Raw genomic sequence first — 16,717 nt, 5'->3', positions numbered from 1 at the left:
CCGATTCACGCAGCTCCTCGCGACGTGTTTACTTAAAATGATTTATGCCCATCGCATTGTACAGCTCCTTGGCATAGAAGAGATTGCTCCCCTTCATCGTCCATTCCACCCTTCTTATGTCCCCTATGTTCGCTACAGGGTTACCGTCCACTAAAATAAGATCGGCCTTTTTACCGGCTTCAATGGATCCGTAAGATTCAGACACTCCAGTGATTTCCGCGGATTTTATGGTAGCCAATTGCAGCACCTCATTGGCAGGAATGCCCGATTTTACATAAAGCTCGAGTTCACGATGGTATAAAAAACCTGGTATGCCATCGGTACCGGGAACGATTTTCACGTCCTTCTTGTATAGGTCATAAACGGCGGCAATCATATTATCATAGCTCTTCCTGTAAATGGGCGTTGTTTCCTCCGTTTTCGGAAGTCCACCGGCATAAAACTGACGTTGACTGATAATGGGAAGCCTGCCCATGATCTCGCTATAGGTAGGACTCGGTTCCCCTTTAGTGGCGACGATCATATTTTCAAAAACACCCATTGTGGGGTCGATCAAAATATCCTTTGCTTTCAAGAGGTCTATGAATTCGAGATATTCTTCGGATTCAAAATCAAGGTCCAACCCATGCTTCGCTACCATGGTAAAACGCAAAGGCGTTCTCGTATCAATGGTATCCGACAGGAAATTCAAAAACAACATATTCATATGTTGGATTTCATTATAACCCTGATTGATGGCTTGTGAGGCGGTCATAAATGCGGGAATATGGCCACTGACCCGCATGCCAAGTGCATGTGCTTTTTCGGTTAATGGGGTTACCCATTCAGGTTTGATGGAACTATACAATTTGATCTGTTGATACCCTAAATCTTTATAATCCTGGATCTCTGCCAATCCTTCCTCCAGCGTTTCCACCACATTACGTTGATTGGCATAGGGGCCAGGACCATCGATTATCCCACAAAAGGTTACGATATGCGGGCCAATGATCTCATTAGCTTCAAATTGATCCCTTAATTGATACAGTTGTTTGTTGTTGGCCATATCCCGGACCGAGGTCACACCACCGGCGACATGCAATATTCCCCGGAACTTGCCATTATGCGTATGCATATCGAACATACCCGGCATTAAAGTCTTACCGGTACCATCGATTACCTCTGCATTTTCAGGAATGGCATTTTTACCGGTTGCTTGGATCGCTTGGATGGTTTCCCCGTCTACAAAAACATCTTGGTTCATCAGTAGGGTACCATCTACACCAAAAACGTTCACATTCCTTATCACTGCCTTATTGAAGCCATGGGACAGCTTTTCGGAAATCTCTATTAAATAAGCATCCTCTACGCTGTCCTGCATTTTTTTCATCTCGGAACGCATGGACTTATAGGCTTCTTGTACCACATGCAGGTTTCCTGCGATACTACAGACCAATTGATCCCCCTTCATCCATAAATAGGTAGGAACCATATCCAACCCTTTGATCATCAATAGATCAAGTTCGGTACCATTCTCCAAGGTCAATGCCATTTTTTTAACCAACTCGGCCTCCCCTTCAGGGAAAAGACGCACTTTTCCGGTTTCCGATGTCAATAGTTGTTGTGCAAGGATTTCATAAATGGCAGGAGAACCGTCATATCGAAAATACAGCGCATCCCCCTTGATTTCCCCTTGGTCCTTTCCTTTGGGATTCTCCCAAGAAGCAGTAGTTCCCGAAATCGAAAAAACTTCGTTTACGGGAACCTTACGATAATTGACACCTTTGATGGATTGGGCCGTGATGTAGTTGCGATCGTTAACCGTGATCTTTTCGGTATACTCCGGTCCCCGTCCCCTATCCGTATAGGTATAATAGCATTCAAAATCATGGTCCCCGGTTTTCGTTTTTTTATATTCTCCCGCCAGGCTTTCCCGAAAAACCACCTCGTACACTACTTCTTGGGAACCTGTAGGATCTGTATGGTTTGTTTCTTTACAACTAATGGTCAAAAATAGAATTAAAAGTGAGGTGGTTATTAGGTTTTTCATATCAATTAGTAAGTGTTATTATTCTTTTAAAGGTCGGGAACGGAATCCTATTTCAACGTTTCGTTATAAAAGCGCAACCAGTTTTGACCCAATATCTTTTCGATATCCCCGGTACTGTAGCCCCTTTTGTCCAAGACTTTGGCGACTTGTAAATAGCGATCCGGTTTATCGAGTTCAGGAATCCACGGTGGCCATTGTACCTTATACGATGGCTTAAAACGGGTTAAGCGCGGCACATACCAATTTTCACGGGTTGCCCCTGTTGCTTCCAATCCTTGAATGGCAAAATCCGAGGCTACCCCTACATGATCGATTCCGCCAATCTTAACGGCATGATCGATATGATCCACATAGGTTTCCAAGGTCGTATCGGTACCCAAGTTCGGTCCGATCATATATCCCAAACAGATAATCCCTATGATACCTCCTTTATCGGCCATGGCCTTGATCTGTTCGTCCGTCTTGGCCCTTGGATGATTTCTGTGCAGTGCCTCACACATGGAGTGATTTATCGAAACTGGGGTCTTACTGAACTCAATCCCTTCGTTAGTGGTTTGTTCACCGCAATGTGACAGGTCTATTATAATCCCCAATTCGTTCATGCGCTCAACCACCTCGAGGCCAAAATCCGATAAGCCACAATTTGTCCTTTCGGTGCTTCCGTCACCCAATAAGTTACGCTGATTGTATGTCAATTGCATCCAACGCATACCGGCATCATAGAGGGTATCCAGGTTTTTGATCGAATTCCCAACCATAGTGGAATTCTGAAAACCGAGTAGAACAGCTACTTTACCTTCTTTCTTGGCTTTGATATAATCATTGGCACTTGTTGCCAAGATCAATCGATCGGGATTTTCCTTTATGATGGTTTGCCATTGAGTTAAGTTTTTCATGCCTTTCTCCAAACTTCCTGAATCCACTGAAGCATTGAATCCCGTATATCCCGATTGGGCAAGGGCCTTGAACGAATCATCGTTCCAATTTCGGGAAATGATCAGGCCATCATTGACTATGGCGTTCTTATAAAGCTTTTCAATGTTGGTTTTAATACCATTCTCAACCGAGAGATCAAAGGAATGTTCCTCTGGTGATATGGATTCTAAAATCGAGGAAAGGGACTGTGCCACCTGACCTGGGAAAAGAACTCCCATAGATAGCATTTTGGTTAGGTTTCTTCGTGTTTTTTTCATTTTTCTGTTATCCACTTAATTTAAATAAATTTGAAAACCACCACTTTGATTTATAGTGAACATTGATGAAACCGGTTAAGGTTTCATCAATGTATATGGTAACACTATAGTATCAACGACAAAACCTAGTATCCTGGATTTGGTGTAATGTTAGGATTTACATCTGTTTCATCTTGGGGTATCGGCAATATATTGGTGTCATCGCCGTAGGGTATATAGCAAATACTGGCAGTACACTCGTTTCTTACGATATCCTCCTTGTATCTCATTAAATCCCACAACCTATGTCCCTCAAAACAAAGTTCCAACCTTCTTTCAAGCATTATTTCCTCCAACAGTTCATCTCCGGTGGCCGTAACATTTGCTGCGGTTGGCAGGGCCCTTTGGCGAACCATGTCCAAATCTTCTTGGGCACCGGCAATATCGGTACCTAATTGGGCCCGGGCCTCAGCCCTGATCAGATAAACTTCAGCAAGACGAATGACCTTTGTATTGTCATACCCCAATACATCAGGGTATTTATTCATCCTATATGGGGCATAATCACCAGCCAAAAGTTCATCTTCAATAAAAACCTGTAAACGGGCATCATCGGCATCATACAAAGACACCACGTCATCGGACGGTAAATAATCCCCATAACCATCAACGACATACATGGCTCCCAAACAGTTACCCCCTTGGTTATCGGACTCGGTCTGGGATATTTCAAAGATCGATTCAGAGCTATTATCCTCGGACCATAACGTTAAATAATCGGCATTATCGACCAAGCTATAGCCGGCTTCAATGACTTCAGTGGCCATGGCTTCCGCATTTGACCAGTCTTCCTTATACAAATACACTCTTGACAACAAGGCTTTGACCGCTGTGGATGAAAGCGAATTGGAATTTCCCGTCCTTGAGGTATCATCGATCAAAGTCAATGCCGTAGTCATATCCGAAATCACTTGATCATAAACTTCTTCTACCGTATTCCTCTCCGGCTCCAAAGTATAATCGAAATCAAGGATGATCGGCACGCCCAAATGGCTTGCATCGGCCGTGTAGGTATAATGATTTGCAAACAATCTTACCAAATCAAAATAGATCAACCCCCTTAAAGCATAGGCTTCTCCCATAATATGATCCTTCTCGTCCTGGGTTGACTCGGTCACTTCTATATCCGAATTGATAATATTGTTAAGGGCATTATTGGTATAGTACAACCCCGTCCACAAAGCACTTGCCTGGGAATCATCTACACTTACCACATGTTGTGCAAAATCAACAACCCTATTGGCTTGTTCATTTTGTTTGACATCATCGGCCATAACATCGGGAATCAACAACATATACCGACCATAGTAATAGGCCCCTTGGAATTCGTCATATACACCGCTTATGGAAGTCTCAAGATCTTCCAAACTCGTTAAAGCTTCGTCATTTGAAACCGAATCCTGTGGGCTAACCTCTAAAAATGATTCCGAACATGACAAGAAAAACCCTATCATGATCAACAATAATATTTTATTATATTTTTTCATTAGTCTTTTTTTTAGTTTACAATTTAATATCCAACCCTAAAGAAATTGTTTTCATTGCAGGAGTAGTTCCTACATAGCTTCCATTTATAGCTTGTTCTGGATCTATATACAAACCTTTATGTTTTGTGAAAGTTAAGATATTAGTGCCCCTCGCATACATTCTAATAGAACCGACATTTAACAAGGATGTCAATTTTTCAGGTAAATTATAGGCTATGGTCAAATCCTTTAAACGCATATAACTACCATCATAAAGCCACCTTGTTTGATTGGCCTGGTTACTTCCGGATTGTCCGCCCCAAACGAATTTAGGAAACAACGCATCGGTTTTTCCTTCTACCCATCTGTTTTCGAACAAATAAGTCGCTGTACTTCTAGGAGTCAACCTTCCATCTCCCAAGGATCCCCTTGCCCTACTATCAAAAAGGTAGTTACCATAAGAGTACATGAAGTTGGCACTTAAACTAAGTCCTTTGTAGGAAAAAGCGGTATTGAACCCACCGTAGAAATCCGGGGTAGCCGACTTTCCGACCAAAAAGCGTTCTGCATCCCCAATATCATTGGTTATCGTGGTGCGTGTTTCATCGGTGTACCATTGTGGATCCCCATTGGTTTGATCTACACCGGCCCAATCATACATGTAATAAGACTGGAAATCCTGTCCTACCTGCCTTCTATAGGCCCCATCGGTATAATCTTCGGTCAACTTGGTAATTTCATTTTTCAAAAATGTCGTATTGAACCCAAGGCTCCATCTAAAATCATTTTTATTGATGATCTCGGCATTAACAGAAAGCTCCAAACCTGAATTGGTCATCTCCCCAAAATTTTGGGTAAGCTCGGTAAATCCGGTTGTTTGGGAGATAGGCACATCCAAGATCAGGTCGGAAGAAACCCTTTTGAAGTATTCAACCGTACCATTTACCTTGTTGAAGAATCCAAAATCCAATCCGATATTGAAGTTCTCTTGTGTTTCCCAGGTAAGGTCCGAATTTTCAAGTTGTAAAGGACTACCACCTGGAGACCCATCATAATCCTCGCCGTAAGTATACAGCCCTAGGGAAGCAAAATTCCCAATAGCGGCGTTACCAGTAACACCAAATGAACTTCGCAACTTAAGGATATTAATAAACGTAAGATCATCAAAAAGATCCTCCTTGTTTATGTTCCAGCTAGCACCAACAGAGTAAAAAGTACCATATCTGTTCTCTTCACCAAACCTTGAAGAACCATCTCGTCGAATACTACCGGAAAGGAAATATTTACTGGCATAATTATAATTGGCCCTAACGAACATAGAGTTAAAGGTATATTCGGATTTTGACCCCCCTACAGCAAATTCAGAAGAAGCACTGTTCAATGTTTTGACTATATCGTTCGGGAAGTTGGTTCCGGAAGCCCAGCTATTTTCCTTAATGGTCTGTTGTGCTTCGTAACCCCCAAGAACATTGAAATAATGATCCTCATTGAATGTAAGGTTATAATCAACAGTCTGTGTACCTACCCATGTCTTACTTGACACGGTTCCTTCATAGGCATACCCGTTAGTATCATATCCCGATCCATAACGACGGTTATAAAATTGGGTTTGATCAATATCCAATACATCAAAGTTCCATTGCGACCTAAACACCAAATTCTTGATGGGCGTTACGGTAACCGCAAAGTTATCTATGACCCTTGTAGTCTTGGTATCCCAAATATCGTCACCGCTTAAACTTCCGACCGGGTTACTACCAATAGGAAAATAATTGATGTGCTCCGCATTGTACTCACCATCTTCATCATAAATCGGGATAAGCGGAGACAATTCCAAGGTGCTTTTAAATGGGTTGTTCCAAGAACCGCCATCTGGAGCCGTACTGGATTTTATATCCGAAATGGATACATTATTCGATATAGTCAAGTAATCACTTGCTTTGTATTCCAAATTGGCACGGGTACTATACCTCTTAAAGCCATAACCGATTATATACCCCTCTTGGTCCATATAACCCGCGGACATAAAGTACTTAACATTATCCGTAGCACCGTTTACACTCAAATCATAACTTTGGGTAACACCGGTACGGGTAATGGCATCCAACCAGTTTGTATCTGTTGCCTCACCTGTAGAGGGATCTATTTGTTGTGTGTACCTGGAATCCAATCTTGCCTGCGCTTCTTCATAAGTATCGCCTTGGTTCACATATCCTTCTATAAATAACTCTTTGTACTGTGCGGCATTCAAAGGCTTTAAAATATCTTTGGATGCTTGGGAGTTGAATCCTGTAAGGGTTTTCAATTCAATGGTCGCCTTACCGGTTTTCCCTCTTTTCGTAGTGATCAAAATAACCCCATTGGCCCCTCTTGATCCATAAATTGCCGTTGAAGCGGCATCTTTAAGTACACTGATGGTTTCAATATCGTTCGGGTTTATGGATGCCATAACGTTGGAACTAGCCCCATCGTTATCGTTCAAGGCCTGACTACCCGATTGCATCGGAATACCGTCAATAACATATAATGGCTCACTGGATGCATTGATCGATCCAATACCCCTGATCCTAATCTGGGTATTGGCCCCAGGAGCACCGTCGGAAGCAGAGGCCTGTAAACCAGCTAAATTACCCCTAAGGGATTGTTCGAAGGTAGATGAAGGAACCTGTTCCAATTCAGCGCTTTTTACAACTCCAACAGAACCTGTAATCGATTCTTTGGTCTGAGTACCATAACCAACGACAACCACCTCATCCAACGAAGCGACATCTTCCTCTAATGTCACATTGATCACATTTCTATTACCTACGACAACGGTTTTGGTGACCATCCCCAAATAGGAGAATTCCAAGACATCCCCCTTTTTAGCGGCAATGGCATACACCCCATCAAAATCGGCCTGGGTTCCTTTTACCGTACCTTTAATGAGGACATTGGCCCCGGAAAGTGGAATTCCGTCCATATCGGTAATGGTTCCCGTTACCGTAATTTCCTGATAAGCCATATCAAGCTCTTCGGACGAAATGGAGGATGTATCGTCATTTTTCTTAACGATTACCTGTTTACCGATTATTTTATAATCCAAATCGGTGTTTAAAAAAGCCTTGTCCAGTAATAAGGACAATTTTACATTCTTAACCGACAATGAGATTTTCTTATCGGTATTCAGTACATCGTCTTTGTAGAAAAAAACGTAGTTACTGTTCTTTTGAATTTCATTAAAAAATTCTTCAACGGACACGCCTCTTACTTCTATTTGAATTTTTTCTTGCGCTAGAACCGAATTGGCATATGCCGAAGTAAGTCCAATTCCAACCAGTAATAAAAATATTCTCATAATCGTAAAAATTCTGCCCCTAAGGATATTTTCCATAATTTTGTTTTAGGTTATTTAATATTGCTGTTCAACAATGCAATGTTGATTTAATTGCCAGAGGATGTTGCCGCATTTTCTGGCTTTTTACTTTAATACATACGCTGGTTTCACATCATACTTTGTTCATTTATTTGATTGTTATAGTTGTTTCATTCACCTCATACTCCAAGTCTGTACTCTCCTTAATGGTTTCCATAACCTTTCCTATGTCATCCTTCAAATCCAAATACCCAGAAAACGTCTCTTCCTTCTGGGCTTCGTCACCTATTGCAACTTCCATATTATAGTATCGTGATATCCTTTTCATTATATAAGGCAAGTTGTTGTTCTTAAAGATCAACAACCCTTCCCGCCATGAAAAATAGGTGTCGACATCCACTTTTTCCGAGACGATACCTTTGGTTTCCTTATCAAAACTTGCCTTGGTACCCGGAGTGATCTTGATCTTATCGGCAACTTCCGAGGCCGAAGTACCGCTTAGGTAACTTATTTGTACACTTCCACTTTTAAGCACCGTGTTTATAGAATTCTCGTCTTTATAATTCGTAACCGCAAAGACGGTCCCCAAAACCTCAACAACCTGGTTTTCAGAAATTACATGAAAAGGTTTTTTCTTGTTATGGGCCACTTCGAAAATCGCCTCACCTTCTAAGTACACTTCCCTTTTATCACTTTTGAAAACAACGGGATAAACCAACTTTGAACCAGAGTTCAACCAAACCACACTACCATCTGACAGCTCCGTCTTCAACCTTCTACCAAAAGGAACCATTAAAGTGTTGTACACGACCTCATTCTTATCAACGGTTTCTTGGTTGACGGTCTTGGTCGCACCCAAAACGATCTTTTCACCTGAACTTGAATACTGTATTTCGGATGTTTCCCCATTGATCTTCAACTCTTTCCCTTTTCCGAGAATCAAAGTAACCTCTTCAGTATGTCCTGGGTCATTTTCCTTGTTGGTGGTATTCACATAATCAATGATCGACCCTTCGTCCGACTTGGTCACATTGTAATGATAATACATTCCCAATCCACTAATAAAAACAATGGATGCCGCTATGCCACTGATGAAACGGAATCCCCTTCTTCGTTTAGAACTTTTGGCCAGTGAGACGAAGATCCTTTTTTCCAAATCATCTTTTTCACTATCCGTTATAGGTAAATATTTTACCTTACTATCTGACTTATTATTGTCCATTGTCAATCTATTCTACAATTATACTTCCAGAGTATATGTTTGCGCCTACTTTCTATAAAAGGAAACCTTTTGACTTTTATAGACAGATATCTTGTAATAAATATGAAAAATATAGTGTTTGTTTTAGGGCCGTAAGGATTTAAGGGCCCTGTATACCGTTGTTCTTGCAGTTTCAACGGAAACTCCCATTATTTTGGAAATCTCTTCATAACTTTTTTCTTGGTTGTATCTAAGAAAAAGTCCTTCCCTTTGTTTTTTACTTAACTGGTTCAATGCCTCGTCGAGCTTTTTCTTCTTTTCGTCCCGATGTTCGGCATTGATAATGGTATCCTCGTGGGATTTGGTGTGGTTTGTTGGATTATCGGTAACCAGAAATTCATACCCTTGGGATAGGTTTATGGTCTTTCGCTTGTATTTCCTGTTTATTTTACGCTTTAAAGACTTAAATAGGTAATACTTACCATCATCAACAATTGAGATGCTTTTGCGGTATTTGAACAGATCCACGAATAAATCATGGATACAATCCATTACATAATTACGGTCTTGGGATTGGCAGATACCGTAAGAGAATAGTTCATCGATATGCAAATTGTACAAAAGACCCAATGCATTCTTATCACCGTTTTTTAAATTTTTCCAAATGACCTTTTCTGAATAATCATCCGCCGTGATCCTCCCCTTCCTATCATTTTCAATTTCCGTATTTATGCCAAATTCCCTTTCAGTGGCTAGTGCCAATTGCCTTTGCTTTTGCATCGTTCGGTCATTTATGTTTATTGATTACGACATTGCATCATACATTTTAAGTGTATGTTTTACTTTTTATAGACACCAAATCTTTTATTTTAACAAAAAAGATTGATTAAATGCCGAAAAGGCAAAATTAAGTCAATTTTAATAAACTATATTTAAAATTTAAGGTTGCTTTATAATAATTGAATATATTTTAAAAAATATCGATTATACCATTAATTCTATATTTTAAAAGCCCATAATTAAAAAATCGACAACCGGGATTTTCTTCCGGATGCGAAAAGTAGATAGTATTGAAGGGAGGGAGGATGGTATAAGCAGCACTGTAAAACAAACTTCCAGGATACCTTTCATGAATGATTCCCTGAAGCCGTACCCCTCCGATAAACGTGTTTTGATCGGTACAATTCCTATTGTTTCCACATAGGCCCCGAAGACCCAACACGAAGAAAACAACATTCCCGTGACCCCTGAAGACAGGTCGTCTTCAGATGTAAATAACACAACAAATCCCGTCTAGGAGCTGACAATGGATACTAACGGGTCAATACCCCTACCTCCCCGAAAGAAGTTCGATAATCGTCCCCGGAAACTTTGATGCCCCGTAATTTTATATACCTGGCACGGGTACGTTTAAACGGGACCTTTTGTTCTACCCGATGGTCTACGATATTATCGAATTCGCCCCGAACCACACGTCGCCATCGTTTATTATCCGTACTTACGTAAAACTCAAAGTGGGTAATTATTCCAAAGGGATTGCGTTCTTGCATGGGTAGATACGTGAATCCTTTTAAGGGATACTGTTTACCCAAATCAATAATCACTTCCTGTATGGCAGAAACCCCTTTGTCCGAAGCCCAATAGGTATTCGGGTCGTCATCTATTAATTTTTCAGCTTCGATCATATTGCCCGTAGTCGTGTAAACGATCTCCCAATTGGCCCTGGCAATATCAAAATCCTTTCGTTTATTTACAGTGCGTGCATTTGTTTTCGGATCATGGGCAAAATACGAAACGGTTGTAGGCTTTTTGATCACGAAAGGGCCTTCATACTTCATACTTGATGTTGAAGGTTTACTACCATCCAGCGTATAATACACATCCACTTTGGGATCGGGTACGCTTAAGGTGACCAATCCATCCCGGCTTCGCACAATGGTCGGGATCGTTAAAAGGTTCGGCGCCCTATACATTTCAACATTGGAAAGTGCTATTGGCCCTTTGGCCGCCATGATCTGCACCTTTATCTTATCTGTTTTTACCGTCTTGAACCTAAGGATACGTTTGTATCCTATAGTGGTTTGCCCATCGATTTCACGCCATTTACCATCGATTTCCGCCGATACGATAAAATTCTTAACCCGTTGTCCCAAAGGGATATATTCTTGCAATAGAATACGGTTTACCTCCGTGGGTTCTTGAAATTCCAAGATCAAGGATGCACTCGAAACCCCATCATTGGTGGCCCAATAGGTTTCAGGGTTCCCGTCATTCACATTCAAGGCCCCAAATTGGTTGTTTTTTCCGCGTTCATCCGAGGCCATCGCACTTACCCCATCAATTAGTGGGGCACCAAAATCAAGGTCCAATTGATTGCGTAAGGCCAACAAACGGTCTACATCATTTTCATGTACCAATCCGCGGGTATCTACAGGTAGATTAAGCAGTAAAGCTGTATTTCTTCCGACCGAATTATAGTAAATATCCAATAACTGGGGTATGGTCTTTACCTGATGATCCTCATCCGGGCGATAGTACCAACTAGGGCGCATGGAAACATTGGCCTCTGCCGGCAACCAATGGGTACCATCCTCATGACCCGACCGCAACTCTTCATAGCGTGGCCATCCAGGATAGATTTCATTCCTACGCATAATACTCCAATTGGTCTCATTGGCCCAACCCTCTTCGTTGCCCACCCACCGTACATCAGGACCGGCATCGCTGAAAATGGCTGCTTTGGGTTGGAATTTGCGCACGATTTCAACGGTCTTTTCCCATTCAAAATAAGTTGTTTCCTTGATTTTCCGGGTTTCATCCGTGTCTTCATAAAACCCAGGGACCCCATTGGCCACATCGAAACGAACTTCGAACAGTTCGCCATATTTCGTCAATAATTCCCGAAGTTGTTCATGAAAATCCGCAGCATATTCCGAAGGATCACCACCTTTAGCTTGATTTAGGTCCCAAGGCGAAATCGATATCCCGAATTTAAGTCCGTACGCTTTACAGGCTTCCGAAAGATCCTTCACCACATCGCCCTTACCTGCTTTCCAAGGTGAATTTTTTATGGAATGTTCCGTTGTTTTTGTAGGCCAAAGGCAAAACCCATCATGGTGCTTGACCGATAGGATCACCCCCTTCATACCCGCTTCCTTGGCCACTCTGGCCCATTGTCGCGTGTCTAGCTCCGAGGGATCGAATTGCATGGGTTTTTCCCTTCCGGTGCCCCATTCCCGATTCGTGAAGGTGTTCATATTAAAATGTACGAAAGCATAGTACTCTAACTGCTGCCAAGCCAACTGCCGTTCTGTGGGTTTTGGACCTATAGTTTGGGGTGACTCCGTTTGATTGCACGCCTGCAAGGAAAGCAACAGTATCAAGATAGATATCCTAAAATTCACCATATTCCCATAAGTATCCAAAACAAATCGCCCTTTCGGTTTTCCCATAGTACTGAATATCCAAGTTTTGTTAAAAAAGGGAATTGCTCACTTTATGAAGATAATGAATTATTGGCTTTGTTGTACCTTAATACAGATCCATCACGGCCAAAAACGATTTCAAAACCCCTAAATCCATATTGAACGCCCCGTAATTAAAAACTTTGCCATAACTTTAATGTTCCATTTTAAATACGCACATTACTTGTACACGATAGTCGATATTGAAACCACGGGAAACGGAATCAAAGGTAATAAAATTACCGAAATCTCCATTTTCAAATATGATGGCTATGAGGTCGTGGATGAGTTCACCTCATTGGTAAATCCGGAATGTACAATCCCCTATTTCATTACAGGATTGACCGGAATAGACAACGATATGGTCCGTGATTCCCCTAAGTTGGTCGAGATTGCCGATAAAATCCTGGAAATAACGGAAGAAACCATATTTGTTGCCCATAGTGTTGCCTTTGACTATAACGTAATCAAGAATGAATTCAATTCCTTGGGGATCGATTTTGTACGAAAGAAACTCTGTACGGTACGTTTGTCGAGGAAGTTGATTCCGGGATACAATTCATATAGCCTAGGCAAATTGTGTTCTTCCTTGAACATTCCCTTAACCGATAGACATAGGGCCCGAGGCGATGCCCTGGCAACCACCCTATTATTTCAAAAATTACTGCGGACCGAAGGGGCTGAAGACGTTTTCAAAACGTTTTTAAATGCCCGCTCCCAAGAAAAGACCTTACCCCCGGCTTTGCCAAAACACATTTACGATGGGTTGCCGACCACCCCTGGTATATATTATTTCAAAAATGCAAAAGGAAAGATCATTTACATAGGCAAGGCCATCAATATCAAAAAAAGGGTATTGAGCCATTTCTATGACAAAACCTCCAAAGAAATACGGATGTGTGCGGATACCGCAGACATCGACCATGAATTATCAGGGAGTGAACTGGTTGCCCTATTGATGGAATCGGCCGCCATAAAACACCATTACCCCGAATACAACCGATCCCAAAAAAGAACGGTACAGCGGTATGGGGTTTTCTCCTATGAGGATCGGAACGGTGTTCTTCATTTGGCCTTCAATAAAATAAAATCGGCACCGAATCCCATTACGGTTTTTTACAATACAACCGATTGTCGATTGTATTTGGAAGAAATATGCAAAACATTCTCGTTATGCGCCAAATTCTGTCACTTACAAGAAAACGTAACCACCTGTTCGCACTATCGCATACCGGAATGCCAAGGCATTTGCCGAGGGCAGGAAAGTGTTGAAGCCTACAATAAAAAAGTCATGAAAGCCATAAGCCATATGCGCGATCAAAGCGAAAGTTACGTCATCCTGGAAAGCGGCAGAACCTATAATGAAAATGCGTTCGTACTGGTTGAAAGTGGAAGGTATAGGGGTTATGGCTTTGTGGACAAGGACATACAGATCACGACACTGGAAGACATGGAAAACCACTTAATACCCCAGAAAAACACCTTGGAATCCGAAAGGATCATTACATCGTACATTACTAGGAACCCGCAAAAACCTCAAGCATTCGATTCGACTTCCAAAACCCATTTATTTTAGTCTTTCAACTTGTTGTACATGCGTATGACAAAGATGAGCCAAACGATGAAAAAGATGGCTACGATAATAGAGTATATAAGGATGAACTCCATTACTTCCTATATTTAAAATAGTTCATGAAACCTAAGATCGTGGGCGCCCAGAATGCAATGAAAATGGCGTCTAACTTATCCCCCGTAAGAAAGATCACTTCTGAAACCACGATAATGGAAAGAACGACAAGCAACAGAATGCAGTTCATTTTCCCGATCCGCTCAATAAAGTTTTTTAGCATTTCAAATGTATTATGTGCTTAAATTTAAGCTATTGAAAACATATGGGAAGGCCCGAAGTGCCAAAAACCTTCAATTAATCTTGGATAAAGTATCACCGAACCTAAATTACGGAAACAACTATCGTATGACCATTATTTAAAAAAGAACCGGACCAAGGATTATTTGTTGTCCTTCTTACCGCTGTTCATAAAAATCAATAGGGCAGCGACCAAACCCAAAACGACGGCTCCAAAAACGCCTATCATTATGATTCCGTTGCCCCAATTCACCAAAGGTAGTATATATGCCATATTTTTTGATTTAAACCCTATTTAAAAATACCGGTCTTTGCTTATCCAAAATATGATAAAAATCAGCCGCTTGGAAATCGGGCTACCAAAAAAAGTGGAAATTTATTTTTTCTTACGACAGGTATTTACCCCGAAAATACCATACAAAGGGCAAAAACCTACCAAACTGGTAAGCACAAAGATTGCGGCAATTGGCAGCAGTACATAGGCCATAGTATCGGTAACCACTTCAAAATATACCAAAACCGCGACAATTATGGCGATAATCACCCGAATCAACTTATCCGTTCGCCCCATATTTTTCATACCCTTCAATTATTGGTTATTATACAAGCCAAATATGACCCTGCCCCTATTATAGAGTCCATTTATAAAGGACCTTGCCGTGCCTTTTTTTTTCATCGTCCCTCCTTTTAAAAAGTGGTCGGACAAACATAATCGGTTACTTTGATACCGGATTCCTTTATTGCGGAGAAACCTTCCGATATATCAATGATATTATGGATACCCCTACTTTTCAATATCGAAGCGGCAATTACAGAACGATAGCCTCCTGCACAATGCACTAAAAACGATTTATCCTTAGGAAACTCCGCCAAATGCTCGTTCAGGTAATCGAGTGGGGTGTTGAGGGCATTCACTACATGTTCGGAGCGATATTCACTCTCTTTACGCACATCGAATACCGGGATTTTCCCTTTATTAATTTCATCACTGACCTCATGGGCGGTCACTGCCGTAATCGTATCATAATCCTTGCCTTCATTTTTCCAAGCGTCGAATCCCCCTTTCAAATAGCCCAAGGTACCATCAAAACCGACCCGTGACAAACGGATAACGGCTTCCTTTTCCTTGCCTTTAGGGGCCACTAACAAAATAGGCTGCTTTACATCAGCAATCAAAGCACCGACCCATGGGGCAAAATCACCATTCAAACCTATGAATATCGACCGTGGAATATGTCCCTTTACAAATTCATCTTGATGTCTGACATCCAAAACAAGTGCCCCGGTACCATTGGCAGCGACCTCAAATTCGTCGGGTGACATGGCCGTATTACCACGCTCCAACACCTCACCGATATCCTCATAACCCTCTTTGTTCATCTGTACGTTCAGGGGAAAATATTTGGGAGGGGGCAACAGTCCGGCGGTTACTTCCGCTATAAACTCTTCCTTGGTCATATCGGCACGTAAGGCATAATTCATCTTTTTTTGATTGCCCAGAGTGTCAACGGTCTCTTTCATCATGTTCTTCCCACAGGCCGAACCGGCCCCATGTGCCGGATAAACCGTGACGTCATCCGACAAGGTCATTATCTTCGTGCGTAGGCTGTCATATAATAGGCCCGCCAAATCTTCCTGGGTCATATCTGCAGCTTTTTGGGCCAAATCAGGACGACCGACATCCCCTAAAAACAAGGTGTCCCCTGAAAATATCGCATGGTCCTTACCTGAGGCATCCTTTAAAAGGTAGGTCGTACTTTCCATCGTATGCCCCGGGGTATGGAGCACCTTTATAGTAAGGTCCCCCAATTTGAATTCTTGGTCATCCACGGCGATAATCGCCTCAAATGACGGGTTTGCCGTAGGCCCGTAAACGATAGACGCCCCAGTCTCCTTGGCCAAGGTAACATGACCGCTTACGAAATCGGCATGGAAATGGGTCTCGAAAATATACTTGATCTTCGCATTGTCGGCCTTTGCCCTTTGTATATAGGGTTCCACTTCCCGCAAAGGATCTATGATCGCGGCTTCCCCATTACTCTCAATATAATATGCCCCTTGGGCCAAACATCCTGTATAAATCTGTTCTATTTTCATCTTTTT

Annotated in this window: 12 protein-coding genes; 1 reads left to right on the top strand and 11 read right to left on the bottom strand. The window is 41.8% G+C overall.

Going from position 1 to position 16,717, the window contains the following annotated elements; genetic code table 11:
* Positions 1-28: 28 nt before the first annotated feature.
* The 7 genes from PHU20_RS07350 to PHU20_RS07320 all read right to left on the bottom strand — a co-directional run bounded on the left by PHU20_RS07350 (position 29) and on the right by PHU20_RS07320 (position 12,735).
* Positions 29-2,029, bottom strand: coding sequence for an amidohydrolase family protein (locus PHU20_RS07350; RefSeq protein WP_274824707.1), 2,001 nt, complete (start codon positions 2,027-2,029; stop codon positions 29-31).
* Between the two features lie 47 nt (positions 2,030-2,076).
* Complete coding sequence (locus PHU20_RS07345) at positions 2,077-3,183, bottom strand: dipeptidase (RefSeq protein ID WP_274824706.1); 1,107 nt, start codon at positions 3,181-3,183, stop codon at positions 2,077-2,079.
* A 164-nt stretch (positions 3,184-3,347) separates the two neighbouring features.
* A complete protein-coding gene (locus PHU20_RS07340; RefSeq protein ID WP_274824705.1) occupies positions 3,348-4,748 on the bottom strand; it encodes a RagB/SusD family nutrient uptake outer membrane protein in 1,401 nt (466 codons plus the stop codon).
* A gap of 16 nt (positions 4,749-4,764) precedes the next feature.
* A complete protein-coding gene (locus PHU20_RS07335; protein WP_274824704.1) occupies positions 4,765-8,064 on the bottom strand; it encodes a TonB-dependent receptor in 3,300 nt (1,099 codons plus the stop codon).
* A gap of 166 nt (positions 8,065-8,230) precedes the next feature.
* Positions 8,231-9,304: a FecR family protein gene (locus PHU20_RS07330; protein WP_274824703.1), complete on the bottom strand. Its 1,074-nt coding sequence runs from the start codon at positions 9,302-9,304 to the stop codon at positions 8,231-8,233.
* 123 nt (positions 9,305-9,427) lie between these two features.
* Entirely contained in the window at positions 9,428-10,063 is a 636-nt protein-coding gene (locus PHU20_RS07325; RefSeq protein ID WP_274824702.1) for an RNA polymerase sigma factor, read from the bottom strand.
* Between the two features lie 533 nt (positions 10,064-10,596).
* Positions 10,597-12,735 carry a discoidin domain-containing protein gene (locus tag PHU20_RS07320; protein WP_274824701.1) on the bottom strand — a complete coding sequence of 713 codons (2,139 nt, stop codon included), beginning with the start codon at positions 12,733-12,735 and terminating at the stop codon, positions 10,597-10,599.
* A 196-nt stretch (positions 12,736-12,931) separates the two neighbouring features.
* Between PHU20_RS07320 and PHU20_RS07315 the strand changes: the two genes are divergently transcribed.
* A complete protein-coding gene (locus PHU20_RS07315) occupies positions 12,932-14,323 on the top strand; it encodes an exonuclease domain-containing protein (protein WP_274824700.1) in 1,392 nt (463 codons plus the stop codon).
* 91 nt (positions 14,324-14,414) lie between these two features.
* Here PHU20_RS07315 and PHU20_RS07310 read toward each other — a convergent pair whose 3' ends face one another.
* The 4 genes from PHU20_RS07310 to PHU20_RS07295 form a co-directional block, all read right to left on the bottom strand.
* On the bottom strand, positions 14,415-14,597 hold the full coding sequence (locus tag PHU20_RS07310; RefSeq protein WP_274824699.1) for a hypothetical protein: 183 nt from the start codon (positions 14,595-14,597) through the stop codon (positions 14,415-14,417).
* 159 nt (positions 14,598-14,756) lie between these two features.
* A complete protein-coding gene (locus PHU20_RS07305) occupies positions 14,757-14,888 on the bottom strand; it encodes a hypothetical protein (protein WP_274824698.1) in 132 nt (43 codons plus the stop codon).
* Positions 14,889-14,990: 102 nt separating this feature from the next.
* Positions 14,991-15,194: a YgaP family membrane protein gene (locus tag PHU20_RS07300; RefSeq protein ID WP_274824697.1), complete on the bottom strand. Its 204-nt coding sequence runs from the start codon at positions 15,192-15,194 to the stop codon at positions 14,991-14,993.
* A 107-nt stretch (positions 15,195-15,301) separates the two neighbouring features.
* Positions 15,302-16,711 carry an MBL fold metallo-hydrolase gene (locus PHU20_RS07295; protein ID WP_274824696.1) on the bottom strand — a complete coding sequence of 470 codons (1,410 nt, stop codon included), beginning with the start codon at positions 16,709-16,711 and terminating at the stop codon, positions 15,302-15,304.
* Positions 16,712-16,717: the final 6 nt, after the last annotated feature.

The sequence above is a fragment of the Maribacter polysaccharolyticus genome, from assembly GCF_028882255.1.
Classification (GTDB): Bacteria; Bacteroidota; Bacteroidia; order Flavobacteriales; family Flavobacteriaceae; genus Maribacter_A; species Maribacter_A polysaccharolyticus.
Note: the sequence above shows the minus strand (reverse complement) of the source record. Positions and strands in the feature narration are given on the sequence as shown.

What these genes read in the sequence shown, in the direction of transcription:
- PHU20_RS07340 (WP_274824705.1), bottom strand. Translation starts at nt 4,748, where the DNA reads ATGAAAAAATATAATAAAATATTATTGTTGATCATGATAGGGTTTTTC.
- PHU20_RS07295 (WP_274824696.1), bottom strand. Translation starts at nt 16,711, where the DNA reads ATGAAAATAGAACAGATTTATACAGGATGTTTGGCCCAAGGGGCATAT.
- PHU20_RS07310 (WP_274824699.1), bottom strand. Translation starts at nt 14,597, where the DNA reads ATGCTAAAAAACTTTATTGAGCGGATCGGGAAAATGAACTGCATTCTG.
- PHU20_RS07350 (WP_274824707.1), bottom strand. Translation starts at nt 2,029, where the DNA reads ATGAAAAACCTAATAACCACCTCACTTTTAATTCTATTTTTGACCATT.
- PHU20_RS07330 (WP_274824703.1), bottom strand. Translation starts at nt 9,304, where the DNA reads ATGGACAATAATAAGTCAGATAGTAAGGTAAAATATTTACCTATAACG.
- PHU20_RS07320 (WP_274824701.1), bottom strand. Translation starts at nt 12,735, where the DNA reads ATGGGAAAACCGAAAGGGCGATTTGTTTTGGATACTTATGGGAATATG.
- PHU20_RS07300 (WP_274824697.1), bottom strand. Translation starts at nt 15,194, where the DNA reads ATGAAAAATATGGGGCGAACGGATAAGTTGATTCGGGTGATTATCGCC.
- PHU20_RS07305 (WP_274824698.1), bottom strand. Translation starts at nt 14,888, where the DNA reads ATGGCATATATACTACCTTTGGTGAATTGGGGCAACGGAATCATAATG.
- PHU20_RS07335 (WP_274824704.1), bottom strand. Translation starts at nt 8,064, where the DNA reads ATGAGAATATTTTTATTACTGGTTGGAATTGGACTTACTTCGGCATAT.
- PHU20_RS07325 (WP_274824702.1), bottom strand. Translation starts at nt 10,063, where the DNA reads ATGCAAAAGCAAAGGCAATTGGCACTAGCCACTGAAAGGGAATTTGGC.
- PHU20_RS07345 (WP_274824706.1), bottom strand. Translation starts at nt 3,183, where the DNA reads ATGGGAGTTCTTTTCCCAGGTCAGGTGGCACAGTCCCTTTCCTCGATT.